Genomic DNA, 25,178 nt, shown 5'->3' on the forward strand with positions numbered 1-25,178 from the left:
CTTCCCTTCTTCCTTCGCGTCCTTCGCGCCTTCGCGTGAAACCAACTTCCTTTTTCTTTCACGCGAAGGCGCGAAGAACGCGAAGAAGAAATAAGAGCCCAGCTTTCGCTGGCATGGCGAAAGGGAGAGCCCTACAGCGGCCCATCGAAGCCGCCTGGATTTCCAGCGCGGCCTTTTCCGCGTGGAGCTTATGGACCGCAGAGACCGCCTCAAACGCCTCAGATTCCGCGCCTGGCACCGCGGCGTGCGGGAGGCGGACATGCTGGTCGGCGGCTATTTCGACCGCTGGCACGAGGCGTGGAGCGACGATGACATGGCCTGGTTCGAGGCTTTGCTCGAGGAGCAGGACGTCGACATTCTCGGCTGGGCGATGGGAACCGCCGATGCGCCGGAGCGCTGGCGGGGCACGATGATGAACCGCCTTCAAGCCCTCGATTATATCCAGCACCCATGAGCGACGACCTCCAGAAGATCCTGACGGCCGCGAAGCCGATCACCCTAGCCGGCGTGCCCGGCGGATTCATGCCGTGGCTGGCCGCGGACCTCGCACGCGCCGCGAAAGGCCGTGCCGTGTTCGTCGCTCCCGACGAGGCGGCGATGCGGGCGCTGGCCGACGCTGCCGGTTATTTCGCGCCCGAGCTCGAAGTGCTGAGTTTCCCAGCCTGGGATTGCCTGCCCTACGACCGGTCCTCGCCCTCCCTGCGCAGCACATCCGAACGGCTGGCGACGCTCCACGCGCTGCAGCGGCCCGCGACGAAGCCCCAGCTCCTCGTCACCACCGTCAACGCCGCGACGCAGCGGACGCTGACTCCGTTCCGCGTGCGCCAGCTCGTCGCCCGCCTCGCGCCGGGCGAGCGGATCGACCGCGACCGGCTGAGCACATTGTTGCAGGCCAACGGCTACGGGCGCACCGAGACCGTCCGCGACCCCGGCGAGTTCGCGGTGCGGGGCGGCCTCGTCGACCTTTTCCCGGCGGGGGAGGAGCAGGCGCTGCGCCTCGATTTCTTCGGCGACGAGATCGAGAGCGTCCGCCGCTTCGATCCTGCCACCCAGCGAAGCATCGACCGGATCGAGGGCTTCACCCTCCTGCCCGCCTCCGAAACCCTGCTCGACGAGGAGAGCGTGAAGCGCTTCCGCTCGCGCTACCGCGAATTGTTCGGCGCCAACGCGACCGGCGATCCGCTCTACCAGGCGGTGTCGGACGGGCGGCGGATCGCCGGCGTCGATCACTGGCTGCCCTTGTTCGAGGAGCGTCTTTCGACCCTGTTCGACCATCTCGCCGACGACGACGTGATCGTCCGCGATCCGGGCGACGCGGGCGCGATCGAGGCGCGGTTCGAGGCGGTCGCCGATTATTACGAAAACCGCAAGCGCGCGCAGAGCAGCGACGCCGGCTCCTACCGCCCGCTCGCGCCCGACGCCCTTTATCTGCCGCGCGAGGAATGGGACGCCTTGGTCGCCGCCCGGCCGATGCACCTCGTCACTCCTTTCCGCGAACCGGAGAGCGCCGCCGTCATCGACTTCGCGGTCGAGGCCCCGCGCGACTTCGCGCCGGAGCGGGCGCAGGGGACCAACGTCTACGAGGCGGTCGTCGAGCACATCACCGCGCTCAGGCGGGCGAAGAAGAAGGTCGTGCTCGCTTCCTACACCGCCGGCTCGCGCGAGCGGCTCAAGGGGCTGCTGGCGGACCATGGGCTGACCAAGGTCGAGGAAGCGGAGAGTTGGCAGGAAGCGCTGGGGGCCTCGGCCATTGTCGCTCTCGCCGTCATCCAGCTCGATCACGGCTTCACCGGCCGCGACGTCGCGCTGCTGACCGAGCAGGACATGCTCGGCGACCGCCTGGTGCGCCGCCGCCGCAAGAAGAAGGGCGCCGACGCCTTCCTCGCCGAGCTGGCAACGCTCTCGCCCGGCGACCTCGTCGTCCACGCCGATCACGGCATCGGCCGCTACGAGGGGCTGACCCAGATCCCCGTGCAGAAGGCGCCGCACGATTGCGTCGCGGTCGAATATGCCGGCGGCGACAAGCTCTACGTGCCGGTCGAGAATATCGACATCCTCTCGCGCTACGGCTCCGAGAGCGAGGGCGTGGCGCTCGACAAGCTGGGCGGCGAGGCCTGGCAGCGGCGCAAGTCGCGGATGAAGGAGCGAATCCGCGAGATCGCCGGCGACCTCATCAAGATCGCCGCCGAGCGCGCTCTGCGCCCAGGCGCGGTGGCGGAGCCCGACACCGGTTACGCCGCCTTCGCCGACCGCTTCCCCTATGAGGAGACCGACGACCAGGACCGCGCGATCTCCGACGTGGTGAATGATCTCTCCGCCGGCCGGCCGATGGACCGCCTGGTCTGCGGCGACGTCGGCTTCGGCAAGACCGAGGTGGCTCTGCGCGCCGCCTTCATCGCCGCGATGTCGGGGCTGCAAGTGGCGCTCATCGCACCCACCACCCTCCTCGCCCGCCAGCATTTCACGACCTTCAAGGAGCGCTTCCAGGGCTTCCCGATCGAGATCGGACGCCTGTCGCGCCTCGTCCCGGTGGCGGAAGCCAAGGTGACCAGAGAAGGCCTCAAGGCGGGCAAGATCGACATCGTCGTCGGCACCCACGCGATCCTTTCCAAATCGGTCGAGTTCCGCAATCTCGGCCTGGTCGTCGTCGACGAGGAGCAGCGCTTCGGAGTCACCCACAAGGAGCGGCTCAAGGCGCTGCGCGCCGACGTCCACGTCCTCACCCTCACCGCCACCCCGATCCCGCGCACGCTGCAAATGGCGATGTCTGGCCTTCGCGAGCTCAGCGTGATCCAGACGCCGCCTGTCGACCGCCTGGCAGTGCGCACCTACGTCATGCCCTGGGATCCGGTCGTCATCCGCGAGGCGCTGCTGCGCGAACATTATCGCGGCGGGCAAAGCTTCTTTGTCGTTCCGCGGATCAAGGACCTACCCGACATCGAGGAGTTCCTCCGGGGCGAGGTTCCCGAGGTCCGCTACGTCGTCGCCCACGGCCAGATGTCGCCGACCGAGGTCGAGGAACGGATGAGCGCCTTCTACGACCGCAAATATGAGGTGCTGCTGTCGACCACGATCGTCGAATCCGGCCTCGACATCCCCAGCGCCAACACGATGATCATCCACCGCGCCGACCGCTTCGGCCTCGCCCAGCTCTATCAGCTGCGCGGCCGAGTCGGCCGGGCCAAAACCCGCGCCTACGCTTATTTCACCACCCCCGCGAACCGGCTGCTCACCGAGACCGCCGACAAGCGCCTCCAGGTGCTCGCCGCATTGGACAGCCTCGGCGCCGGCTTCCAGCTCGCCACCCACGATCTCGACATTCGCGGCGCCGGCAACCTCCTCGGCGACGAGCAATCGGGCCACATCAGGGAGGTCGGCTTCGAGCTCTACCAGTCGATGCTCGAGGAGGCGATTTTGGAAGCCAAGGCGGGCGGCCTCGCGCCGCGCGTCGAAGCCTTCTCGCCGCAGATCACGGTCGACGCCCCGATCCTCATCCCCGAGGCCTACGTCCCCGATCTCGACCTTCGCATGGGCCTCTACCGCCGCCTCAACGAGCTCGAGACCCGCGACGACATCGAGCCCTTCGCCGCCGAGATGATCGACCGCTTCGGCAAGCTCCCGCCCGAGACCGCGAACCTGCTCAAGATCATCGAGATCAAGATGAACGCGAAGCAGGCGATGGTCGCCAAGCTCGATGTGGGGCCCAAGGGCGCTCTGGTCGCGTTTCACAACGACAGCTTCCCCGACCTGCCGGGCCTGCTCACCTATGTCGAGCACCTCAAGGGCACGGCCAAGCTGCGCCCGGATTCGAAGCTGGTGATCACCCGCGGCTGGCCGGATGCCGAATCTCGCCTCAACGGTGCACTGCAATTGTCGAAGGGGCTGGCGAAGATTCTGGGGTAGGCCGGCGGGCCACCGCGTTAACTTCGTTCCACGCTTCAGCCAACGTCCGGGACGAACCGTTCACCCGCCGGGATACGCCGACCCGGCCGTGGCTATTTGCTTCAGGGAATCCCTGTAGGGTGACCTCATTCCGGGGTCCGGGGGGATTCATGACGTTTTCGCCGTCCATCACGCGCTTGGCGCTTCGCATTCTGCTAGCCGTGGGGCTGGCCACCGCTGCCGCGGCTCCCGCCGCCGCGGCGCTGCAATGCGCGCCTTATGCGCGGGCCCAGTCCGGAATCGAGATCCACGGCAATGCCGGTACCTGGTGGGACCAGGCGGCGGGACGCTACCGCCGCGGCTCGGAGCCCCGCGTCGGCGCGGTGCTCGCCTTCCAGCCCTCGCGCGCCATGCCGATCGGGCACGTCGCCGTCGTCGCCGAGATCGTCGACGGGCGTCACGTCTATCTCAACCACGCCAACTGGTCCGGCCCCGGCCGGATCGAGCGCCGGGCGCTGGCCGAGGACGTTTCTCCGAACGGCGACTGGAGCGAGGTCCGCGTCTGGTACGCGCCGCAGCGCTCGCTGGGGCTGCGCTCAAACCGGGCGGCCGGCTTCATCTACAACGAGGCGCCGGGCGATGCCGCTCCCGCCACCGCGCCCACCATGGCAATCGCCGCGGCCACCTTCGCCGCCTCGGCCGGCACCGACGTAACCGCCCGCCTGCGCTAACCGGCTTCGGCTTCCGCCTGTGAGCGCTCCAAGGGACTGACAACGATATTGGGCTGAAAGCCCTTTTTTGTTTGAATCAGCCTGCGATCAAGCTGATGAGTTCGTCGGTTGCAACAGGCGGAGCGCACAGGAACCCCTGGTACATCGTGCAGCCCTCCTCGGCGAGCAGGGCCAGCTGCTCCTCGGTCTCCACCCCCTCGGCGATCACGTCGAGGCCGAGCGAGCGCGCCATCTCGATCACGCTCCTCACCACCACCCGGTCGCGGGCCGATCCGGCGATGTCCTGCGAGAGCCTCTTGTCGAGCTTGAGATAGTCGAGCGGAAGCGCCTTCAGATAAGCGAGGCTCGAATAGCCGGTGCCGAAATCGTCGATCGCCGCGCGAAGGCCCCCGCTCCTCAGCTCCGCCAGCAAAGCCGCCGCCGCCGCCAGATCCTCGATCAGCCCGCTCTCGGTGACCTCGACCGTCAGCCGCTCGGGCGCGAAGCCGCTCTCGCGCACCGAGGCGAGGAACTGGCCGGCGAAGCCCGGGCGGGCGATGTCGGCGGCGGTGATGTTGACCGCGAGCCTCAGGTGGCCGAGCGCCTCGGGCCAGGCGGCCGCGGCGGCGATCGCCTTGCGCTGCACATGGTCCGAAAGCTGGGCGAGATAGTCCGAGCCCTCGGCCACTCCGAACAGGGTCGCAGCGCCCAATTCGCCATATTGCGGGTGCCGCCAGCGCGCGAGCGCCTCGACCCCGCTGATCGCGCCGCTCGTTACCGAGACCTGCGGCTGGAAGCGGATCTCGATCTCGTCCTGGTCGAGCGCACGCCTGAGGTCGACCTCGAGCCGGTCGCCGCGCGCGGTGGCGCTTTCGGCGCCTGCCTCGATCACATGGACCGGCGCGCCCTCGCCCCCCGCTTCGGCGAGCGCGGCGCTTGCCCGGCGAAGGAAGGCGGCCGCGTCGTCGCCCGGCGCCGCGGCGGCGATCCCGGCGCGGCTGCCGAGGTTGATGACATGATCGCCGGAGACGAACGGCCGGCCGATCGCCTCGATCAGCTCGCCGGCGAGGAACTGGCCGTCTGCGAGGCTGGCGGGCGCGGCGAGCAACACGGCGAACTCGGCGCCCGCCATGCGCGCGACCAGCCGCGGCCGCGCCGCGCCGCCGACATGGCGCTCGATCCGCCGCCCCACCGCCTGAAGCACCGCGTCGCCCGTCTGGCGGCCGAAGGCGGCGTTGATCGCGTCGTAGCGGCTGACCGAGAGGAGCACTGCGACCAGGGGACAGTTACTAGTAACTGTCCCCGCTTTCTCACTAGTAACTGTCCCCGCTTTCTCGGCGGCCAATTGCTCGGCGATCCAGGCGCGCGCGGTCCGGCCGTCGGCGAGCCCTGTGAGCGGGTCGCGGCCCTGCGGCCCGCGTCTGATCGCCTCGGCGCGACCGACCACGTCGCCCTCGCTTCGCCGCAGGTGATGGGCGATCCGCTCACCGCCCTCCTCGTCATGGGCGAAGGCGGTCGCCTCGCCGGTTTCCAGCAGCCGGTCGACCGCGTCGCGCGCCGCGCGCCTTCCGGCGGGGTCGAGCTTTCGGAACAGGTCCATCAGGCTGATCCGGCCGCCTTCGCCGGCGCCGAAGCCGACCTGCCGGGCGAGCGCCGGCGAAAGCTCGACGGTGCGCGATCCCGGCTGCCAGCGCCACGAGGCGGAATCGGCCGCCTCGCCTGCCCGCCGGGTCGTGCGCAGGTCGCCGCCGACCCGCTCGGCATGGCGCCGGGCGAACTGCAGGGCCTGGACGAGCTGGACATCGGGAAACGGGCTGACGAGGAAATGGGTCGCGCCGTGGCGGTGGAAGGTCTCGAGCGCCGCGGCATCGCCCCTGGAGAGCAGCACCAGCAGGGCCGCGGCATTGGCCTCGGCCGCGTCGGCGATCGCCCGCACCGCTTCCTGCCCCTCGGCCAGAGCGCCGCGCGCATCGATCACCGCCACCGAGGCGCCCGAAGCGACGAACCGCGCCTCGGCATTGTCCGCCCGCCGCGCCGCGATCGGCTGCCACCCGGCGCCCTCGGCAAGGCGCGACAATTCGTCGCGATGGCGAAAGGAAAGAATGAAGAGCGGTGCTCCCATCCCGCGTGTCTAACCGCGCCGCGAAGCCCCGCCAATCGGCTTAACCTGTGTTTCCCGCCTTGGGACGTTCAGGCCATCGCGGATTGCAGACCCACATGCGCGACGAAGGGCGCGAAATCGCGGCCGGCGGAGAGCAAGGCGGCGCCGTTGCGGAGGCACCAGGTCGCGATCAAAGTATCGATCGTCTTGCGCACTATCACGCCCTTGGCGCGTAGCAGCCGGTAATTGCGAGCGGCCTCGACCGCGGCGTCGCGCCCGCCCACTTCGACGATCGTGAGCGTGTCGAACAGGCGAAGCGCCGTTCGGAAATCGCGCTCCGAGTCGAACCCTTGCAGAACTTCGGTCAGGACCACGTCGCCGGTGACCAACTCGTCTTCGCCGAGGAGCGCGTCGAGCCGGTCGGCCTCCGGCGTCGGGGCGCCGCGGAAATAGTCGATCCACACGCTCGAATCGACGAAGATCATGCCTGCGGGATCACTCGGCGCCATCCGTCCGCATCGCCTCCAGATCGCCGGTCCACGAGGTCAGCTTGCCGCGATGCTCCCGGATGCTTGCCTGCCGCCGCAACCGCACCAGCGCGCGCAGGCCAAGCTCGACCGTTTCTCGCTTGGTCGCCGCGCCGCTGGCTTTCATCGCCGCGTCCATCAGCGCGTCGTTAATGACGATATTTGTCCGCATGTGTATCTCCGCCCCCATTTATACACATCTCCTACTCGGAGCGCAACCGCATGGCGCATTGACGCCCCCCGCCCCCGCCCCCTAGCTAGGGCTATGACAGGGGCTCCGCACAAGCCGATGGCGCTGGTCGCTTCCAATGCGGAGGCGGCGCAGGCGGCCGAAGTCATGCTGCGCAAGCGCTACGAGTTCGTCCCGATGGAGGAGGCGGAGCTGATCGTCGCACTGGGCGGCGACGGGTTCCTGCTGCACACCCTCAGGGAACGCCTCGGCGACGGCCATGTCTGCCCGGTCTTCGGGATGAACCGCGGCACGGTCGGTTTCCTGATGAACGAATGGCGGCTCGACGGGCTGATCGAGCGGCTCGCGCGCGCCAAGACCTTCACCGTCTCCCCCCTGGAGATGAAGGTGGTGACGGCCGACGGGCAGAGCTTCCGCCACCATGCGATCAACGAGGTCTCCCTGCTTCGCGAGACTCGCGAGACGGCTTGGATCGAGGTTTCGGTGGGCGGCCGCGTGGTGCTGCCCCAGCTGGTCTGCGACGGGGTGCTGGTGGCGACTCCGGCCGGCTCGACCGCCTACAACCTGTCCGCCAACGGGCCGATCCTCCCGCTCGGCTCGAAGCTCGTCGCTCTGACCCCGATCAGCCCGTTCCGCCCGCGGCGCTGGCGCGGCGCGCTGATCCCCGACAATCTCAAAATCTCGTTCCGGGTGCTCGATCCGCAGAAGCGCCCGATCTCCGCGGTCGCCGACCAGATCGAGGTGCGCGACGTGGCGACGGTCGAGGTCGGCATCGACGCAATCGAGAACCTGACCTTGATGTTCGATCCCGAGCACGCGCTCGACGAGCGGATCACGATGGAGCAGTTCGCCGTCTGAAAAGAGGCCGCCGTGGGTTGCATCGCGGCGGCGCCTTGCTATAGCCGCGCCTCGCCGAAAGGCTGCTCCCCGGTAGCTCAGTGGTAGAGCGTTCGACTGTTAATCGAATGGTCGCTGGTTCGAATCCGGCCCGGGGAGCCATTTCCAACATTTCCGCTTCCTCCACCCGCCGCCGAATCGCGAGCGCGGCCGGAGCTTTGGCCCCGGCCGCACCTTGCGCCCTAAGACGGATGTGTCGGATCAGCTTGCCGCGTCGGCGAGCGCGACCTTGCGCATCCGGCGGCGACCCACTGCACGCTTGGCGACCGCCGCCCGCGCCAGTCGCCGGCCCGGGCCGGCCCCCTCGCCTTCGTCCTCATCCGCACCATCATCGTCCCCTTCGCCGCGCTCGTGGAAGAGCTTGGTGAGGATCAGCCGGCGCAGCCGCCGGCGGCGGACGCCCTTGGCGAAGAAGAGCTTGGCGAGGCGATTGTCGTCGCCGCCCTCCTCCCCGATGTCGTCGTCGTCTTCATCGTCCGAGTCCATGCGGCGGGCCACCAGAGCCGCGCTTCCGAACCGGCGGCGGCGCATCCTTTTGGCCATCAGCAGCTTCGCCAGGCGGTGCTCCTCGCCGCCTTCCCCGTCATCGTCGATGTCGAGATCGTCGTCATCGTCATCGGTATCGGCGCGCAGATGGCGCGCCAGCATCGCGGCACGGGCGAACCGGCGGCGACGCAGCTTTCTGGCGAACAGGAACTGCGCGAGCCGGTGCTCTTCGCCGCCGCCCTCGTCGTCGATGTCGATGCCGTCGTCATCGTCGTCGTCGTCGGCATCGGACCGCAGATAACGGGCGATCATCGCCGCGCGTCCGAACCTGCGGCGACGCATCCGTCTGGCCAGTAGCAGCTTCGCCAGGCGATGCTCGCCGCCGCCCTCCTCATCCTCGTCGTCGATGTCCTCGTCGTCTTCATCCGATCGCGCGCGCAGGAAGCGCGCGATCAGCGCGGCACGGGCGAACCGGCGGCGGCGCATCTTCCTGGCGAAGAGGAGGCGGGCCAGGCGATGCTCCTCGCCGCCCTCCTCCTCGTCGTCGATCTCGTCCCCATCATCCTCATCGCTCGAGCGGGCCTCCAGCAGGCGGGCAATGAGGGCAGCGCGGCCGATCCTCCGGCGGCGCATCTTGCGGCCGAGCAGGAAGCGGACCAGCCGGCCGTCGCCGTCATCGTCCTCGTCGTCCACCTCCTCGCCGTTATCGCCGTCGTCGCGCTGACGGATCAGGTGGGCGACGAACAACCGGCGCAGTCGCCGGCGCCGGGCCGCGCTGCCGAGCAGGAGGGCCGCGAGGCGATGATCCTCGCCGCCTTCGTCCTCATCTTCGTCGATGTCGCCGACCGTGTCGCAGTCGTCCCCCTGCCGGTCGCGAAGCAGCCGGGCGATCAGCAGACGGCGCAGGCGCTTGCCCTTGGCCATCCTGCCCCCTGCGAGGATCCTGGCCAGATCGTCGTCGTCTCGCCCGCCGAACCGGCCGGCGCCGTTATGAGCTGCATAAGTCATCTTCACTCTCCTCGTTGGGACGGTGGATCAGTGCGGCGTGGTGCCTGCGGTGGTCGCGGCCTGTGCGATCAGCGTGCCGACGATGGCGCGGTTGAGGACCTCGCTCTCGGTCAGCTGCCGGGCGCGGCTTCGCTCGAGGAGCGATTGCAGCAGCATCGCGCTGAGCTCGTCGTCGGCCCTGGATTCGGTGGGGTGCGCCTCGCCGTCGTCGCCGAGGACGCACTCGATTCCGGCTTCGAACGCCTGCTCGACGAGCCGGCGGACCGTGGCGCCCGCCTTGATCCTGGCAAGACGGGCCTTGTCCTCGGCCGACAGCGCCTGGTGCGCGCCCGTCGCGTCCAGCCGCTCGAGCTTCACGATCCGCCCATTGGCGGCGTCGATCGTCAAGGCGAAGAGGTCCGGCGGGGTCACCTGCGGCTCGGGCGCCTTCGGCTTGCGCTTGTCGGGTGCGGCGGCCTTGGGGTCGGCCGGGGCGGCTTCGTCATTTGTGGGCATGACAGTCTCCAGTTGCGGATGCGCTCCTCGAACGGGGTCATTCGCTCGCGGCCCGGCGCCGGCGCCTGGAGAGGGTTCCAGGCGACCTGTGCGGTTCCGAAGATCGAATGCGGCGCGCGAGTGGAGCGGCCGGAACGGTCATAGGCCTGCGGTCAGGCGGCGATAGTCGGGTTCATTGCCCATGGCCGGCTCCGGGTACATCCCGAGGCAACTAACCCGCAGGCGCGGCTCGGGCCGTAGCGCGAACGCGGTGAACGGAGGGCATGGTTCGGGAACCGCTCCGCCCGGCGATGTGTTTGCAGGGACAAAGAAAAGAGGAGGCGAACATGGCGACCCGTACCCGTTCCAGATCGACCAACGAGAACAGCGAAAGCGGCGGCGGCGGCCGGACATCCTCCGGCTGGTCGGGCGGCCAGGCCGGCGTGCTCGCGGCCGCGGCGGTGGCCGGAGCGGCGGTCGGGCTCGCCGCCAATTACGGGCGCAAGATGGTCGTCCAGAGCATGACCGGCGATTGGCAGGAGATGCTGGAGGCCGAGCACGACATGGTCCGCGCCCTGTTCGACAAGCTTGAAGCGACCGAGGACGGCCAGACCTGGATCCGCGCCCACACGCTCACCAAGATCAAGAACGCGCTCGGCAAGCACGCGCTCCAGGAGGAGAACGTCATCTACCCCGCGCTCCGCGAGGCGAACCAGGCGCACGACGCCGACGCGCTCAACGGCGAGCACGGCTACATCAAGACCTACCTCTACGAACTCGACACCATGCCCAAGGAAGGCGCCGCCTGGCTCGAAAAGGCGCGCGAGTTCCGCGCCATGCTCGACGAGCATATGCGGATGGAGGAGGAGCAGGTCTTCCCCGCCTTCCGCGCCGCGCTCAGCGAGGAGCAGAGCGACAGGCTCACCACGGCGATGCAGCGCGAGGGAATGAAGCTCGCCTGACCGGGCAGGCCACGGCGATGGTCGCGCTCAGGCGACCATCCCGTGGCAATGCTTGTACTTGCGCCCCGAGCCGCACGGGCAGGGCGCGTTGCGGCTCTCCGGCACGGGCACGTCGCCGCCGGCCATGAACGGCATTTCCGGCGGCGCGGTCTGGAGCGGCGGCAGGCGCGAGAGGATCGCGCCGGTCCCCGCGTCGATGTCGTAGGTGTCGTCGTCGCCGGTGAATGGATCGATATGGTGGGTGACGAAATCGGGCATCGGCGGCAGGTCCGCCGGGGACATGCTGAATTGCGCCAGCGCGAGCGTGCGCGTGACGTCCTCCCGGATCAGTCCGAGCATCCGCTCGAACATCGCGAAGGCCTCGTGCTTGTATTCGTCGATCGGCTTTTTCTGGGCGTAGGCGCGCAGGTGCACGACCTGGCGTAGCGCGTCGAGCATCGAAAGATGCTCCTTCCAGTGGTGATCGAGGCTCTGGAGCAGGATCTCCTTCTCGAGCTGGATCCAGCTGTCCTCGGGAATCTCGCGCGATTTCTCCTCGACCTGCGAATCCGCCAGCGCCTGGAGCCGTTCGACGAACATCTCGGGCTCGACCGCTTCTTCCTTGACCCACGCCTCGAACGGCGGCGTCAGGGCGAACACCTTCTCGACCCGCTCGGTCAGCAAAGCGAGATCCCACTGCTCGGGATAGCTATTGGGCGGGATCGCCTCGCCGACGATCGTGTTGACCGTCTCGGCGCGCATGTCGGTGACGACGTCGCCGACCGTCGCGGCGTCCATGATGTCCGCGCGCTGCTCGTAGATGACCTTGCGCTGGTCGTTCATCACGTCGTCATATTCGACGACCTGCTTGCGGATGTCGTAGTTGCGCGCCTCGACCTTCTTCTGCGCGGTCTCGATCGCTTTGGAGATCCATGGGCTGATGATCGCCTCGCCGTCGGCGAGGTTCTTGTTCATCAGGCGCGCGAACATCGTCTGCGGGCCGAAGATGCGCAGCAGGTCGTCGTCGAGGCTCAGGTAGAAGCGGCTGAGGCCCGGATCGCCCTGGCGGCCCGAGCGGCCGCGCAGCTGGTTGTCGATCCGGCGGCTCTCGTGGCGCTCGGTGCCGAGCACGAACAGGCCGCCGGCGGCGATCACGCGCTCCTTCTCCTCGGCCACCTCCTGCCGGATCTTCTCCTCCGCCTTCTCGCGCGCGGGGCCCGGCTCCATTGCCGAGAGCTCGTCGTTGATGCGGAATTCGATATTGCCGCCGAGCTGGATGTCGGTGCCTCGGCCGGCCATGTTGGTGGCGACCGTCACCGCCCCGGGCCGGCCGGCCTGGGCGACGATATGGGCCTCGCTCTCATGCTCGCGCGCGTTCAGCACGGCGTGCTTGATCTTCTCCTTCTTGAGCCATTCGGAGAGGAGCTCGGATTTCTCGATCGAGACGGTGCCGACGAGGATCGGCTGGCCGCTCTTTTGCTTCTCGCGGATCGCCTCGACGATAGCCCCGAACTTGTCGTCCTGGTTCTTGTAGAATTCGTCGTCGTCGTCGCTTCGCCTGACCGGGCGGTGGGTCGGGATCGAGACCACGTTCATCTTGTAGATGTCGTAGAATTCGGCCGCCTCGGTGGCCGCGGTGCCGGTCATGCCCGAAAGCTTCGGATACATACGGAAATAATTCTGGAAGGTGATCGAGGCCAGAGTCTGGTTCTCCGGCTCGATGTTGACGCCTTCCTTGGCCTCGACCGCCTGGTGAAGGCCGTCGGACCAGCGGCGGCCGTCCATCATCCGCCCGGTGAAGGGGTCGATGATCACCACCTTCCCTTCCTTGACGATATAATCGATGTCCCGCTTGAAGGCGACGTTGGCCTTCAGCGCCTGGTTGAGGTGGTGGACCACCTGGGTGTTCTCGAAATCGTAGAGGTTGGAGCCGACCAGAAGGCCTTCCGTCTCCAGCAGGCGCTCCATCCGCTCGGTGCCGTCCTCGGTCAGAAGGACGCGCTTGTCCTTCTCGTCATATTCGTAATCCTCGGCCGGAATCGTCTTCACGATCCGGTCGAGCGAGATGTAGAGCTCGGACTTGTCGTCGGTCGGCCCCGAGATGATCAGCGGCGTGCGCGCCTCGTCGATCAGGATCGAATCCACCTCGTCGACGATCGCATAGCTGAACGGCCTTTGGACCATCTGCTGGCGGTCGAACTTCATGTTGTCGCGCAGATAATCGAAGCCGAGCTCGTTGTTGGTGCCGTAGGTGATGTCCGCGTGGTAGGCGTCCCGGCGCTGGAAATCGGCGATGTTGGGGACGATCACGCCCACGGTGAGGCCGAGGAAGCGGTAGATCTGGCCCATCCAGTCGGCGTCGCGCTTGGCGAGATAATCGTTGACGGTAACGACGTGGACGCCCTTGCCCTCGAGCGCGTTGAGATAGACCGCCAGGGTCGCGACCAGCGTCTTGCCCTCGCCGGTGCGCATCTCGGCGATCTCGCCGCGGTGGAGGACGATTCCGCCGATCAGCTGAACGTCGTAATGGCGCTGGCCGAGCGTGCGCTGCGCGGCCTCACGGACCGTCGCGAAGGCTTCGGGAAGGATGTCGTCGAGAGTCTCGCCGGCCGCGAGGCGTTCCTTGAACCTGGCGGTCTGGCCCTGGAGCTCCTCGTCGCTCAGCGCCTGGATGGAGGGCTCGAACGCGTTGATCTTGTCGACGATCTTGCGGAGCGAGCGGACGTAGCGGTCGTTCGACGACCCGAAAATGGCTTTGGCGAATCCGGCGAGCATGTTGGAATCCTGAAATTTGTGCGGTGCAGCCCGGCCGGCGGCCGGAGCTTGGGAAAGCGGGATCGGGAGGGCGCGGAAGATGCGCCGCGGGCTCACTCGATCAGGCGGTCCGCGTAGAGAGCCACCGCCGCCTTGAGATCGAAGCGGGGCGCAAGGAAGATCGCCCGGATACGGGGCGCGAAACTGGCCGCCGGCACTTGCAGCCGTGCGACCCGCTGGACCTGCTCGACGCAGGGCGCCTGCGCCTCCATCGACGCCGCGTGATGCGGACGCACGTCGGGCGCACGAACGCCCGAAAAGGCGCCCGTCACCGCGCTCAGCATCGCCGACAGGATCAGCAGAAATTCCGTCACCCGCGCGACATAGGGACGAAGCGCGCGGAGGTCCATGCCTTCAAGCGGCGCACGCGTTGAAAAATCGGCGGCATTTGCCTGGCCGGCGAGCATGGAAAGACGATGGAAGGCGGCTGTGTGCCTGCGGCAGCGTGGGCTGGGCCACTGCCAGCCCTTTTCGGGCGCTGCGACCATGGCATTCGCGTGAACGTTGGTCAGGCACACCGCCGAACGTGGAAGAGTCCATATTGGTAGTCTTCAGGCCTCAACACGCGCGTTCCTGCGCGACCAACGATGATAAGGGGGGTAATCTCCTCTCCGTCGAGTTTGAGCAAGATCGCATAGTCTGCTTCGCCTCTCGCTACTCTTTCTCGCATCCATCGGGGCATGGACGCGTGAGGAACCGTCTGCAGACTGAAGATGTGCTCGTTCCACCGATTGGACGTCGCATCTGCCCGAATGCGGAAAAGCGCTCCGCGCTCGCCGGCGAAATCCTTATAGGTGATTTGCCTCTCCTCGATCTCAAGGTGGGCCGTTCCACAGTCGGTGCCCTCCCAAGTCCAACGACCGCGATATTCGGACACGTCCACCTGCCGCGGCGCGCAAGCGGCAAGACAGCATACGATAGATAGGGAAGGAATGGCCTTCATTCCCTCGGTCTAGCCACGCACCCGTTCCCTTGCGGTTAATTTGCCCAACTCCAAGGGGAGCGGAGCCCTCGAACAGGTTTCAGGCAGCCGCCAAATGCGGCGCGAGGAGCGTCTCGATCTTGCGCAGCGGCATGTAGCCGTCGAGCCGCTCGATCTCCTTGCCGTCGCTGAAAAGGATGCAGACCGGAAAGGTCTCGACCTCGTAGCGCTCGGCGGTCGCGGGATTGGCGTCGACGTCGAGCTTGGCGACCATCAGCCGTTCCTTCTCGGTCGCCGCCAGCGCACGCAGGCCGGGGCCGAGCAGCCGGCAGGGGCCGCACCACGACGTGCCGAACGCGACGAGGACGGGACGGCTGGAGCCCAGCACGTCCCGCTCGAAATTCGCGTCCGTGCAGATCCGCACGAAGCCCGCGCCCACCGCTCGCCCCCCTCTCGAGACGACTTAAAGAGCGCTTTCGAGCCAGGCCTGGATACGGCTCTTGGGCTCGGCGCCGACCTTGGTCGCGGCCGGGGCCCCGTCCTTGAACAGGATCATCGTCGGGATGCCGCGAACGCCATATTTGCCGGGCGCCTCGGGATTCTCGTCGATGTTGAGCTTGACGATGTTCACCCGGTCGCCGAGCTCGGCACTGAGCTCCTCGAGCGCCGGCGCGATCATCCGGCACGGCCCGCACCATTCCGCCCAGAAATCGACGAGCACCGGCTTCGACGCGTCGAGCACGTCGGCCTGGAAGGAGGAATCGGTGACGGAATTGGTGGCCATGAGAATCTCCTGATCTGGCTTTGTGCCGATGTAGGGCGGGACAGGCCGGTCCTCAACCACCGGCGGGGGCGTGCGTGTCCAATAGCGCGTCGGGGAGCGCGTGAAGCACAGGGGCGGCGGTGTAGAGCAAGGCGGCCTCGATCGTGCGGCCGGGGAAGATGACCCGAAGCGCCGCGCGATAGGCCGCCATCTGGCGCAGGTGCGCGGCGGGAATGTCCGCGACACCGGCGGGCGCCCTGCGGCCAGTCTTGAAATCGGCGATCAGGATTCGGCCGTCGGCGACCAGAAGCCGGTCGACCGTGCCGGCGATCACCGCGCCGCCGGGTATGACGGCGGCGATCGGCGCCTCGGCGAGCGCCTCGGGTCCGAACAGGCCGGCGAAGTCCGGATGATCGATGATCCGGCAGGCGTCCTGCGCGAGCGACGAACGGAGCGCCGCGTCGTCGATTCCCGCCGAATGCTCGAGCCAGCGATCGGCCAGCGCCGGGCGGTCCGCGGCCGGAGCGCCCGGCAGCCGCTCGAACAAGGCGTGAAGCAGGCGCCCGCGAAGCGCGGCCTGGCGCAGCTCCGGGCCAGGCGGCGGATCGGCGACATCGTCCTCGCCCAGCGAGGAGGGCGCGAGCGGCCGCGGCGGGCGCTCCTCGGCCGGGGCAGCCCTGCGCAGCCAGTCCGGAAGCAAGGCTTGCTCACGAATGGCTGGAGGCTTCGCCTTCGCAGGCATTTCGAGGTCGCCGAAGCGCATCGCGCGGCCCCAAAGCGGCTCGTCCGCCCAATCGGCACCGAGGCCGGAGAGCGCCGTCTGCAGGGCGCGGTACCAGCTCGCCTCGGCCGGCTGGCCGCGGTCGCGCACGCCCAGGGCGCCGCCGACATAAGCGCGCTCCTCGGCCCGGGTCAGGGCGACGTAGAGCAACCGCCAATGCTCCTCGCGGTCGAGGCGGTCCTGCCGCTCGATCTGGCTCTTGAGCGGCTCGGCGACCTCGTCCTTGCGCGGGCGGAAGGCGGGGATCACGGGCGCATCCTCGCCCAGCCGCAGCCCGGCGATGCCGCCGCCCGGTCCCATATTGTCCGGATTGGCGCAGGCATCCGCGAGGATCAGCACCGGCGCCTGAAGCCCCTTCGCGCCGTGGACGGTCATTACCCGGACCGCGTCGAGGGGCGCGGAAGGATCGCGGACGATCTCGACGTCGCCGCGCACGAACCAGTCGAGGAAGGCCTGGAGCGAGGCGCCCTGGCTGCTTTCGAACTCCAGAGCCGAGGACAGCAATTCCTCGATCGGATCGCGCGCCTCGGCTCCGAGCCGCCGAAGCAGCTTGCGCCGCCCATCGAGCGGCCCGGAGAGGATCGTTTCGAAAAAGCCGTGCGGCGTGGCGTAATCGGCCATCGCCAGGATCTCGTGCAGCCCCTCCGGCGCCCTGCCGCGGATATGCGGCCAGAGCGGTCCCTCGCGGCCGAACGCGGCCTCGAACAATTGGTCCTGGCTCCACCCGATCAGCGGCGAGACGAGCAGGCCGGCGAGGTTGAGATCGTCGAGCGGCTGCGCGGCGAAGCGGGCGGCGGCGAGCAGGTCCTGGACGGCCAGCGGCGCGGAGAGCAGCAGGCGGTCGACCCCGGCCACCGGCACCCCCTCGGCGTGGAGCCGGGCGACGATCAGGGCCGCGAGCTCGCCCCTGCGCCGGACCAGGATCAATATGTCCTCGGGCCGGAGCGGGCGCCCCCTGCTTTCGAGGAAGAAGGGATTGGCGAGCCACGTCCTCACCTGCCTGGCGAGCCGCGCCGCGTAGCGCCGCACGGAGTCGCTGATCCAGCCCTCGTCGCCGGCATCCTCGTCGGCTTCACTTTCCTCGGAGAAGGGCAGCCAGAGCGTCACCGAGCCGGGGCGCGTCGCGTGATGGCTCTCATGAGGGTTGGGCCGGCGCGGCAAGCCGAGCGCCTCATGGCCGAGATCGTCGATCACCCGGTCGACCACGGCGAGGATCGGCGGCGCGGAGCGGAAGCTGCGGTCCATCGAAAGATCGAGGAAATCGCGTTCGATCGCCCCAGCCTCGCGCGCGAACCAGGCCCGGGCTACGTCGAAGCTTTGCGGATCGGTTCCCTGGAAGCCGAAGATCGCCTGCTTGTAGTCGCCGACGGTGAAGATCGTCCGGTGCCGCGGCGACGCCCCCTCGCCGGCGAAGAACTCCCCAGCCAGCGCCCGGACGATATTCCACTGGCGCTCGTTGGTGTCCTGCGCCTCGTCGACGAGGACGTGATCGGTCTGCTGGTCGAGCTTGTAGCGGACCCAGTCGCCCATGCCGGGGGTCAGCAGCAGCGCCTCGGCGCGGGCGATAAGGTCGTCGAAATCCACCGCTCCGGCGCCGCGCTTGGCGTCGGCATAGGCGTCGGCGAATGCCTGCCCCGCGCGCAGGCCCGCGGCGAGCGTCTCGACCAGCGCCGCCAGCCGCGCCAGCGTCGTCAGACGGCTGCAGCACTCGGCGAGGCGGGCGGCGAGCGCTTCGTAGCCCGGCTCGGCCTTGAGCAGGCCCGCCGGGGTCTTGCGCGGGTCGCCCGACTTGGTCAGCACCACTCCGGCCAAATCGGCCAGAGCGCCGGCGCGGGCCGGGCCGTCGCCTGAAAGCCAGGCCGCGATCGAGTCGCAGCAGGCAAGGCCGGTGGACGTCCCCCAGGCGCGGTTGGCCGCCGTTATGCTCTCCAGCAAATCAAGGTCGAAAGCCTCGCATTCCCGCGCCAGGATCTCGCCGACGTCGCCGAGCGGCAGGCCGAAGCCCAGCCGCAGCTTCGCCTCTATGCCTTGGCGCGGCCCGAGCCAGTCCATCGCCGACGGCGCACGGGCGCAGGCCTTGAGGAAGCGCTCGGCGCCGCTTTCGCCGAGGCGCAGGCTGAGCGCCTGCAGGTCGCGGATCAGGCCCAGATCTCCTTGCTCCTCGGCGCGGACCAGCAGATCGGCCAGAGTCGCGCGGGCGAGCAATTGCTCCTCGCGGCCCTCCAGCGGGCGGAAGCCCGGGGCGAGTCCCGCCTCGGCGGGAAAGGCGGCGAGCAGGCTCTGTGCGAAGGCGTGGATGGTCTGGATGCGCAAGCCCCCGCCCCGCGCCTCGAGCACGCTGGCGAACAGGGTGCGCGCCTTATCGAGGCTGTCGGGATCGTTCGCCTCGCCCAGGCTGAACAGCTCCTTGCGAAGCTCCGAATCCTTGAGCCTTACCCAGAAGGCGAGCCGCTCGTGGATTCGCTGGGCCATCTCGGCGGCCCCGGCTTTGGTGAAGGTCAGGCAGAGGATCGACGAGGGATCGGCCCCCGCCAGCAGCAGCCGAAGGACCCGCGCGGTGAGCACGTGAGTCTTGCCGGTTCCGGCCGAGGCCGAAAGAGCGGCATGGTCGCTCGGCGCCGAGGCGCGCAGCTGGTCGCCTTCAAGTCGTGCGAGGGGCTTCAGGCGATTGGACACACCGGACGCTAACGCACAGCGCCGCCCCCGTCACCACGGCAGGATCAGAAGATCCAGGCTCCCGCTAGGAACGCCACGACGCCGATCACCCAGTCTCGGGCTTCGATATTCCTGAGCACGTTCATTTCGCTCTCCCTTCGATGTGTATTATCGATGTAATACACATCGAAGGCGTTTCAAGGGGCTGGCGGATGGGCGAAGAGGGGCAGCCTGTCCGCGTCCAGCGCCCCTTCGATTTCGAGTATCCTGAGCTTGGTCGCCGCGCCGCCGGGGGCGGAGAAGCCGCCTGTCTTGCCTTCGGCGGCCGTGATCCGGTGGCAGGGAACGACGATCGGCCAAGGGTTGCGGCCGAGCGCCTGGCCGACGGCGCGCGCCTGGGCCGGATCGCCGATCCTGGCGGCGAGCGTTCCGTAGGTGATGGTCTCGCCGAGGGGGATCGCCCGCGCCTCCTCGTAGACATCGGCGTCGAACCGGCCGACGAGGCTGAGATCGAGCGCGAGATCGCGCAGATCGTCCCGGGCGCCGCCGAGAAGCCCCGCGATCCGTCGGATCCCCTCCGATATCTCATCCGGCGGCCCGGCTTCGGCCAGTTCGGGAAATTGCCGCATCAGGCGCGTGCGCGTGCGGCCCGCCTCGCCTTCCGGCAGAAGTACGCCGAGCAGGCCTTTCGGCCCCCAGGCGAGCCCGCAGGCGCCTATCGCGGTCTCGAACACCGCCCATCCCGAACGACTCGTCACGCAGGCACCATAAGCCTTTGCGGCGACGCTTCACATCCGCGCCAAAGCGGCTAAGGGACCTTGCATGTCGAGCGAACCAGCCGAGCCCGCCGAGGCTTCCGAAGCCGAGGTAAACAAGCCTCATCCCGGCCGCAAAAGCCGCATCGTCAAGGGCGCGGCGATCGGGATCGGATCGGCGGCGATCGTCGCCGCCCTTCTCTACGCCAACCGCTCGGCCCGTTCGAAGCGGGCACGCAAGGAAGACTAGGCGCCGCCTTCCTTGGCCAGCGCCAGGATCCGCTCCAGCACCGCCGGGTGGAGCGGCTGGGTGAACTCGCAATTGAAACGGTAGCCGTCGACCGAGACGATCCGCGCCGGCCAGCCTTCGAGGCCGGGCAGCACGATCCACAGCAACGCGCCGATGCGCAGCGCGGCATAGGAATCGAACGCGACCGAGCGGGTTGTGATCGAGACGACGTCGATCGCCCAGCGCCGGTTGCCGTCGCGCACGCGCGCCGGGAGGTTGAGCGCAAGGCCGTCCTCGATCTCCGGCGGTGGAGCCGGCGGGGCATCCGCGGCCGGCGGCGAAGCGAGCTTGGCCGGGGGCTCGTTCCGGGCGGCGTGCCGCTGCTCCTTGATCCACAGCATCAGGTCCTGCCAGCCGAGCTCGGGCTGGAAGGCGATTCCGGCGACGTTGCCCTTGGACCAGCGCACCACGCCCGGAACCGGGTGAAGCCCGTCCAGCGTCACCGTCACCTTCTGGTCGGCCGCAAGCGGAAAGGGCACATCGATCTTGACGCCCCCCTGCGAGATATCTCGGGTGGTGACGAGCTCGGTTCCGCCCGGCGTTTCGAGCAATGCGTGGCTGACGATCTCGACCCGCGGCATGCGCCTGCGCTCGCCGGGCTGGTTGACGATGTCGCGGGCGATGATCGCGAACACGTCCACCGGCATGTCGAAGCTGAGGCCGATGTCGGCGCCGCTCTGCCAGATCACGCGGCCGCCCAGCCGTTCGCCGTTCAGAAGCTCCAGTTCGAGCCGCTCGCCGATCGCGACGTCGTGCGTGCAGTGAAGGATCGCCCCGCCGGCGCTGACCTTCCGCACCCAGCAGGCGCTGCGAACGCTGCCCGAGGTCAGCGCGCCTTCGCGCAGAGCGCCGTCGTCCTGGCCGTCACCGGCGCCGAGCGCCGCCGGAACCTCGCCCGACAGGGAATAGATCGTGTCCAACACCGCTTACTCGCGCAACTGACGGCCCCTCAAGACTGGGCCGAATGCGCGCATTTTCGGCCCCGCAGGTTTACGAATTCCTAACCGCGAGCTCGGTTCGGCGCGATGTTCGAACCATTTGCAGCGGCGCGGCGCCGCGCTATGTGCGGATCGGGCGCGCCCCCGCGCTGCCGGAGGTAGCTCCCGTTGGACCTAAGCGCCGCAACCTTCAGCGAATTTCTGCCGTTCGTGATGGTCGGATTCGCCGCCCAGCTGGTCGACGGAGCGCTCGGAATGGCGTTCGGCGTGATCTCGAGCACCTTGCTGGTCAGCCTCGGCGTTCCTCCGGCGGCGGCTTCGGCGAGCGTTCATGCGGTGGAGGTGTTCACCACCGGCGCGTCGGGAATCAGCCACACGTTGCACAAGAATGTGAGCTGGAAGCTGTTTCGCCGGATCGTCATTCCCGGTGTGATCGGCGGCGTTCTCGGCGCCTATGTACTGACGCAAATCCCGGCCGAGAAAGCGCGACCGCTGGTGCTGGCCTATCTCGCCGCTATCGGCCTTTACCTGCTCTGGCGCGGCGTGCGCCACGGCCACCAGGAGAAGAAGCCGCGAATCGTCGAGCCCCTGGGCTTCGTCGGCGGCTTCCTCGACGCGGCGGGCGGCGGCGGCTGGGGGCCGGTCGTGACCAGCAACCTTCTCGTCCAGGGCGCTCACCCGAGGAAGGTGATCGGAACCGTCAACACGGCCGAATTCTTCCTTTCGGTCACCATCTCGGCAACCTTCATCGCTTCCCTCGGCTTCGACGCCTTCACCAAGGCGATGGTCGGCCTGCTCATCGGCGGCCTGCTGGCCGCGCCGCTCGGCGGCTACGTGGCCAAGCGCGTCCCCGCGCGCGGCCTGTTGATCATGGTCGGAATCGTGCTCGTGGCGACCAGCATTTACGGGATATTGAAGGCAATTCACTGGATTTAGAGAATGATCGCCCTGACTGCTTTGCTCCGCTCATCCTGAGGAGCCGTTGAGCTTGTCGAAACGGCGTCTCGAAGGACGGTCCTTCGAGACGGGCCCTCGACAAGCTCGGTCCCTCCTCAGGATGAGCGGTTCAGCATAAGCTGATCCGCCCTAATCTTCGCGGCCGTACCATTCGTCGAGCCGCATCAGCTGGTCGTAGTCCCCGTAGGGCGCGTAGGCCGGGTTGAGCTTGGCGGTGAACGGCTCGCTGCCCGTCAGCCAGCGCGCGGCCGCGGCGGCGAAGTTGCGCTCGGCCATTTCCGTGAACTCCGCCGGGTCGATCCCGCTGCGCCCGCCGACCGGGCTCTTCACATAGCCGAGCGCGCCCGACCGGTCGCGCGCCAGGCTCCAATATTCGAAGCAGGCGGTGGCGCCCTCGATCCCATCGAAGCCGCGCTTGTCCGCGATCAGGCCCAGCAGGCCGAGCTGGAGCGAGAAGCCGTTCTGCACCGCCTTGGCGCTCGGCGGCGCGCCCGTCTTGTAGTCGACGATGGCGAGGCTCCCGTCCGCCATCCTGTCGATCCGGTCCGCCGTGCCGCCCAGGGCGACCCCGGCGACAACGGCCCTGCCGCGGATCTCCGCGGCGAGTGGGCGTCGCCCTCCTGCTCTGTTTTCCTCGACCTGCCCGGCGATGAACTCCACCGCCTCGGCGAGGCGCGGCTGCCAGAGCGCGCGCATCAGCGGGTGTGCGGCCTGGCTGGTCAACAGCGCTTCGGCCCGCGCCAACAGCTTGTCCGGATCGCAATCGTCCTCCTTCATCCATCCCTCGAGGACTTCGTGAACCGCGCTTCCGCGCCATGCCGCGCTGGGATCGGCGTCGACCGGATCGAGAGGACTGAGCTTCAGCATCTTGCGGGCGTAGAAGGCGTAGGGATCCGCCTTGAGCCGGTCGACCTCGGTGACCGAGATGCTCCGCGGCCGGATTTCGGCGGGCGGCGCAGGCGCCGGCTGGCTTGCGGGAGCGAATTCGCCCGGCCGGTCGATCGCCGCGGCCCATTTGGCGAGCTGCGGCGCGCGCGTCAGCCCGCCCGTCATCGCCTCGAGCCGCAGCCAGAAGCGCGAAGCGATGGCCGGCGCGCGCGCATCGCGCCGGGCGCGGGTGACGAGCACTCGGGGGGCGCCGAGAGCGCTCGAGAAATCGTGGGCGGCAAGGCCGATGCGGCGCTCCAGCGAGGGCAGGCCGAGCTCGGCGCGAAGCCGCGGCGCGAGCCATGGATCCGGGGCGGGCAAAGCGGGCCATGAGCCCTCGTTCAGCCCGCCGAGCACCAGCAGGTCGGCATGCTGCAGCCGCGCCTCGATCAAGCCCCAGATGGAAAGACGCGGATGCTGGCCGTAAGGCGGCCTCACCGCCACGCCGGACATCAGCCGCTCGATCATGGCCGGGAGGTCGCGCGGCTCCGCCCGTTCCGGCCCCTGCCCCGCCACCGCCTCGACGTCGGCGAAAAGCGCCGCCGCGGCCCGGCCCGCCGGCCCGGCCCAGGCGCCGTCGCCCGCCAGTCGGTCAACCCCTTCGCGCAGCGCGGCGAGCAAAGCGGGGAGCGAAGGCTCGCCCTCGAACGTCCGCTCCAGCGGGGCCAGCAGCGGCGCGGCCTCGCCCCACCAGATCGCCGCCTGCTCCTTCAGCGCCGAATCGCGGCCGCCGCGGTCGGCGAGATGAGCGACGATTCCGGCTAAGCCCGCGCCCGGCCGGGGGCCGCGCAGAGCGAGGTCGAGCGCGCGAACGCCGTCGAGCCAATCGAGGCGCCCCGGCCCCGCCATCACCAGCGGATGCTTGAGCAGGGCAAGCAACGGCACCGGGGCGAATCGCTCCGCGGCGGCATTGGCCGCGGCGAGGAGCAGGGTTCCCGGCGGAGTCTGCGAGAGCGGCTGGCCGGCGCTGTCGTCGGCGACGATTCCCCAGCGGCGAAGGTGGGCCGAGACTCGCCGGGCGAGGTTCCGGTCCGGAGTCACCAGCGCCGCGGTTCGCCCCGGCTGCTCCAGGGCCTCGCGCAGGGCCAGAGCGATGGCCTGGGCCTCGGCTGCCGGATCGGGCACCTCCAGCGCCCGGACGCCGCTGAGGCGCCGCTCCGCCGGCTCCAGGCCCTGCCACCGCCGGGTGAAAGCGGCGGCGGTCATCGCGTTCTGGATGGCGCGGCTGCGCGCGGCGGGGGAATCGCGGCCGCCGCCTCGCCGCCAGCGCTGGACCTCGCCGCGCGCGACGCCCATCCGGTCGAGCAGCAGCTTGAGGTGGAATTGCGGATGAGTCTCGATCGCCGGTGCGCGGCGGCCGTGAACCTGGTCCGGCCGGTGCGGCCCGAGCGACTCCCACTCCTCCTGCGGCAGATCGAGGTCCACTCCGGGCAGGACGACCATTCCCTTTTCGAGCCGCGCGACTGTGGCGAGCAACCGCGCCACCGCCGGCGCGCCGGTGGTGATTCCGGCGGCGCAGACGAAGCCGCCGGGCGACCGCGCCCGCCATCGCGCGGCGGCCGCGTTCAACAGCCTGTTTCGCCGGTCCGACAGGTCGATCATTCCCCGGTCCTGTAGAATCGCCGGCCAGTCCTCGAGGATCAGCTCGAGCTGCGCGAGCGACTTTTGCCAGTGCAGAGAGAGCTCCGGCTGGTCGGCGGCGAAATCGGCCAGGCGCGCGGGATCGACCTCCTCGATCAGCAATTGATCGAGCGTGCGCGCCAGATCCTCCGCCAGCCGCACCGCCTCCGCGGCGTCGCCGCCCAAATGCATCTGGACCAGCCGCGCCAGCAGCATCAGCCTCAGCGCCGGATCGATCGCTTGCGGCACCGGCTCGGCGTCGAGCGGCTCGAGAGTCCCGCCGATGCGCTCGTCGAGCTCCGGATCGCCGACCGGAACCAGCCGCGGCAGAAGCAGCCCGCCCCCCGAGCGGCGAACGAACGCGTCCTGGATGGCGCGCGCCGCGCGGCTGTTGGGGACGAGGACGATGCCCGAGGCCAGCCCGGTCTTCGTTCGGCCGTGAAGCGCGATCAGCCCCGCCGCGAGCGCATCGGCGAAGGCGCGGTGCAGGGGGATGGTGAAGACGCTGGGATGCACAGGGACGACGGTAACGGTCGGCCAC

The 25,178-nt window shown here is 68.8% G+C and carries 20 protein-coding genes and 1 tRNA gene; 8 read left to right on the forward strand and 13 right to left on the reverse strand.

Annotated elements, in window-relative coordinates:
- The first annotated feature begins 190 nt into the window (after positions 1 to 190).
- From E6G92_05890 to E6G92_05900, 3 genes are all read left to right on the forward strand, one after another.
- On the forward strand, positions 191 to 454 hold the full coding sequence (locus E6G92_05890) for a succinate dehydrogenase assembly factor 2 (GenBank protein ID TMJ19323.1): 264 nt from the start codon (positions 191 to 193) through the stop codon (positions 452 to 454).
- Complete coding sequence (gene mfd / locus E6G92_05895; GenBank protein TMJ19324.1) at positions 451 to 3,903, forward strand: transcription-repair coupling factor; 3,453 nt, start codon at positions 451 to 453, stop codon at positions 3,901 to 3,903. The genes E6G92_05890 and mfd overlap by 4 nt, the downstream gene beginning before the upstream one ends.
- 149 nt (positions 3,904 to 4,052) lie before the next feature.
- Positions 4,053 to 4,613 carry a CHAP domain-containing protein gene (locus E6G92_05900; protein TMJ19325.1) on the forward strand — a complete coding sequence of 187 codons (561 nt, stop codon included), beginning with the start codon at positions 4,053 to 4,055 and terminating at the stop codon, positions 4,611 to 4,613.
- Positions 4,614 to 4,689: 76 nt separating this feature from the next.
- Here E6G92_05900 and E6G92_05905 read toward each other — a convergent pair whose 3' ends face one another.
- From E6G92_05905 to E6G92_05915, 3 genes are all read right to left on the reverse strand, one after another.
- Positions 4,690 to 6,714: an EAL domain-containing protein gene (locus E6G92_05905; protein TMJ19326.1), complete on the reverse strand. Its 2,025-nt coding sequence runs from the start codon at positions 6,712 to 6,714 to the stop codon at positions 4,690 to 4,692.
- A gap of 68 nt (positions 6,715 to 6,782) precedes the next feature.
- A complete protein-coding gene (locus E6G92_05910; protein TMJ19327.1) occupies positions 6,783 to 7,178 on the reverse strand; it encodes a PIN domain nuclease in 396 nt (131 codons plus the stop codon).
- A 10-nt stretch (positions 7,179 to 7,188) separates the two neighbouring features.
- Positions 7,189 to 7,392: a type II toxin-antitoxin system VapB family antitoxin gene (locus E6G92_05915; protein TMJ20729.1), complete on the reverse strand. Its 204-nt coding sequence runs from the start codon at positions 7,390 to 7,392 to the stop codon at positions 7,189 to 7,191.
- A gap of 93 nt (positions 7,393 to 7,485) precedes the next feature.
- Here E6G92_05915 and E6G92_05920 point away from each other — a divergent pair, with 93 nt between their 5' ends.
- On the forward strand, positions 7,486 to 8,268 hold the full coding sequence (locus E6G92_05920) for an NAD kinase (GenBank protein ID TMJ19328.1): 783 nt from the start codon (positions 7,486 to 7,488) through the stop codon (positions 8,266 to 8,268).
- Positions 8,269 to 8,334: 66 nt separating this feature from the next.
- Positions 8,335 to 8,409, forward strand: a tRNA-Asn gene (locus tag E6G92_05925).
- 99 nt (positions 8,410 to 8,508) lie between these two features.
- On the opposite strand, the gene E6G92_05930 is transcribed toward E6G92_05925, so the two are convergent.
- On the reverse strand, positions 8,509 to 9,801 hold the full coding sequence (locus E6G92_05930; protein TMJ19329.1) for a hypothetical protein: 1,293 nt from the start codon (positions 9,799 to 9,801) through the stop codon (positions 8,509 to 8,511).
- Between the two features lie 27 nt (positions 9,802 to 9,828).
- Positions 9,829 to 10,296, reverse strand: coding sequence for a hypothetical protein (locus tag E6G92_05935; protein ID TMJ19330.1), 468 nt, complete (start codon positions 10,294 to 10,296; stop codon positions 9,829 to 9,831).
- Positions 10,297 to 10,622: 326 nt separating this feature from the next.
- On the opposite strand from E6G92_05935, the gene E6G92_05940 reads away from it, so the two are divergent.
- The gene (locus E6G92_05940) at positions 10,623 to 11,237 is read left to right on the forward strand and encodes a hemerythrin domain-containing protein (GenBank protein TMJ19331.1); all 615 of its coding nucleotides are present in this window, start codon (positions 10,623 to 10,625) and stop codon (positions 11,235 to 11,237) included.
- A gap of 27 nt (positions 11,238 to 11,264) precedes the next feature.
- Here the strand turns inward: E6G92_05940 and secA are convergent, their stop codons facing one another.
- The 6 genes from secA to E6G92_05970 form a co-directional block, all read right to left on the reverse strand.
- On the reverse strand, positions 11,265 to 13,991 hold the full coding sequence (gene secA / locus E6G92_05945; protein ID TMJ19332.1) for a preprotein translocase subunit SecA: 2,727 nt from the start codon (positions 13,989 to 13,991) through the stop codon (positions 11,265 to 11,267).
- Between the two features lie 92 nt (positions 13,992 to 14,083).
- The gene (locus tag E6G92_05950; protein ID TMJ19333.1) at positions 14,084 to 14,437 is read right to left on the reverse strand and encodes a hypothetical protein; all 354 of its coding nucleotides are present in this window, start codon (positions 14,435 to 14,437) and stop codon (positions 14,084 to 14,086) included.
- Between the two features lie 615 nt (positions 14,438 to 15,052).
- Complete coding sequence (locus tag E6G92_05955; GenBank protein ID TMJ19334.1) at positions 15,053 to 15,391, reverse strand: thiol reductase thioredoxin; 339 nt, start codon at positions 15,389 to 15,391, stop codon at positions 15,053 to 15,055.
- 24 nt (positions 15,392 to 15,415) lie between these two features.
- The gene (gene trxA / locus E6G92_05960; protein ID TMJ19335.1) at positions 15,416 to 15,736 is read right to left on the reverse strand and encodes a thioredoxin; all 321 of its coding nucleotides are present in this window, start codon (positions 15,734 to 15,736) and stop codon (positions 15,416 to 15,418) included.
- Between the two features lie 52 nt (positions 15,737 to 15,788).
- A complete protein-coding gene (gene addA, locus E6G92_05965; protein ID TMJ19336.1) occupies positions 15,789 to 19,172 on the reverse strand; it encodes a double-strand break repair helicase AddA in 3,384 nt (1,127 codons plus the stop codon).
- Between the two features lie 176 nt (positions 19,173 to 19,348).
- Positions 19,349 to 19,909 (reverse strand): methylated-DNA--[protein]-cysteine S-methyltransferase, encoded by a 561-nt coding sequence (locus E6G92_05970; protein TMJ19337.1) that lies wholly within the window; start codon positions 19,907 to 19,909, stop codon positions 19,349 to 19,351.
- 64 nt (positions 19,910 to 19,973) lie between these two features.
- Between E6G92_05970 and E6G92_05975 the strand changes: the two genes are divergently transcribed.
- A complete protein-coding gene (locus E6G92_05975; protein TMJ19338.1) occupies positions 19,974 to 20,156 on the forward strand; it encodes a hypothetical protein in 183 nt (60 codons plus the stop codon).
- Here E6G92_05975 and E6G92_05980 read toward each other — a convergent pair.
- On the reverse strand, positions 20,153 to 21,115 hold the full coding sequence (locus tag E6G92_05980; protein TMJ19339.1) for a PilZ domain-containing protein: 963 nt from the start codon (positions 21,113 to 21,115) through the stop codon (positions 20,153 to 20,155). The two genes, E6G92_05975 and E6G92_05980, sit on opposite strands and share 4 nt — an antisense overlap.
- A gap of 231 nt (positions 21,116 to 21,346) precedes the next feature.
- Between E6G92_05980 and E6G92_05985 the strand changes: the two genes are divergently transcribed.
- Positions 21,347 to 22,069, forward strand: a complete 723-nt coding sequence (locus E6G92_05985) for a sulfite exporter TauE/SafE family protein (protein ID TMJ20730.1) — start codon at positions 21,347 to 21,349, stop codon at positions 22,067 to 22,069.
- Between the two features lie 150 nt (positions 22,070 to 22,219).
- On the opposite strand, the gene addB is transcribed toward E6G92_05985, so the two are convergent.
- Positions 22,220 to 25,153 (reverse strand): double-strand break repair protein AddB, encoded by a 2,934-nt coding sequence (gene addB / locus E6G92_05990; GenBank protein TMJ19340.1) that lies wholly within the window; start codon positions 25,151 to 25,153, stop codon positions 22,220 to 22,222.
- Positions 25,154 to 25,178: the final 25 nt, after the last annotated feature.

Source organism: Alphaproteobacteria bacterium (genome assembly GCA_005883305.1).
GTDB lineage: Bacteria > Pseudomonadota > Alphaproteobacteria > Sphingomonadales > Sphingomonadaceae > Allosphingosinicella.

What these genes read in the sequence shown, in the direction of transcription:
- E6G92_05985 (TMJ20730.1), top strand. Translation starts at nt 21,347, where the DNA reads ATGGTCGGATTCGCCGCCCAGCTGGTCGACGGAGCGCTCGGAATGGCG.
- E6G92_05930 (TMJ19329.1), bottom strand. Translation starts at nt 9,801, where the DNA reads ATGACTTATGCAGCTCATAACGGCGCCGGCCGGTTCGGCGGGCGAGAC.
- E6G92_05900 (TMJ19325.1), top strand. Translation starts at nt 4,053, where the DNA reads ATGACGTTTTCGCCGTCCATCACGCGCTTGGCGCTTCGCATTCTGCTA.
- E6G92_05940 (TMJ19331.1), top strand. Translation starts at nt 10,623, where the DNA reads ATGGCGACCCGTACCCGTTCCAGATCGACCAACGAGAACAGCGAAAGC.
- E6G92_05975 (TMJ19338.1), top strand. Translation starts at nt 19,974, where the DNA reads ATGTCGAGCGAACCAGCCGAGCCCGCCGAGGCTTCCGAAGCCGAGGTA.
- E6G92_05905 (TMJ19326.1), bottom strand. Translation starts at nt 6,714, where the DNA reads ATGGGAGCACCGCTCTTCATTCTTTCCTTTCGCCATCGCGACGAATTG.
- trxA (TMJ19335.1), bottom strand. Translation starts at nt 15,736, where the DNA reads ATGGCCACCAATTCCGTCACCGATTCCTCCTTCCAGGCCGACGTGCTC.
- E6G92_05935 (TMJ19330.1), bottom strand. Translation starts at nt 10,296, where the DNA reads ATGCCCACAAATGACGAAGCCGCCCCGGCCGACCCCAAGGCCGCCGCA.
- E6G92_05890 (TMJ19323.1), top strand. Translation starts at nt 191, where the DNA reads ATGGACCGCAGAGACCGCCTCAAACGCCTCAGATTCCGCGCCTGGCAC.
- E6G92_05915 (TMJ20729.1), bottom strand. Translation starts at nt 7,392, where the DNA reads ATGCGGACAAATATCGTCATTAACGACGCGCTGATGGACGCGGCGATG.
- E6G92_05920 (TMJ19328.1), top strand. Translation starts at nt 7,486, where the DNA reads ATGACAGGGGCTCCGCACAAGCCGATGGCGCTGGTCGCTTCCAATGCG.
- mfd (TMJ19324.1), top strand. Translation starts at nt 451, where the DNA reads ATGAGCGACGACCTCCAGAAGATCCTGACGGCCGCGAAGCCGATCACC.
- E6G92_05950 (TMJ19333.1), bottom strand. Translation starts at nt 14,437, where the DNA reads ATGCTCGCCGGCCAGGCAAATGCCGCCGATTTTTCAACGCGTGCGCCG.
- secA (TMJ19332.1), bottom strand. Translation starts at nt 13,991, where the DNA reads ATGCTCGCCGGATTCGCCAAAGCCATTTTCGGGTCGTCGAACGACCGC.
- E6G92_05910 (TMJ19327.1), bottom strand. Translation starts at nt 7,178, where the DNA reads ATGATCTTCGTCGATTCGAGCGTGTGGATCGACTATTTCCGCGGCGCC.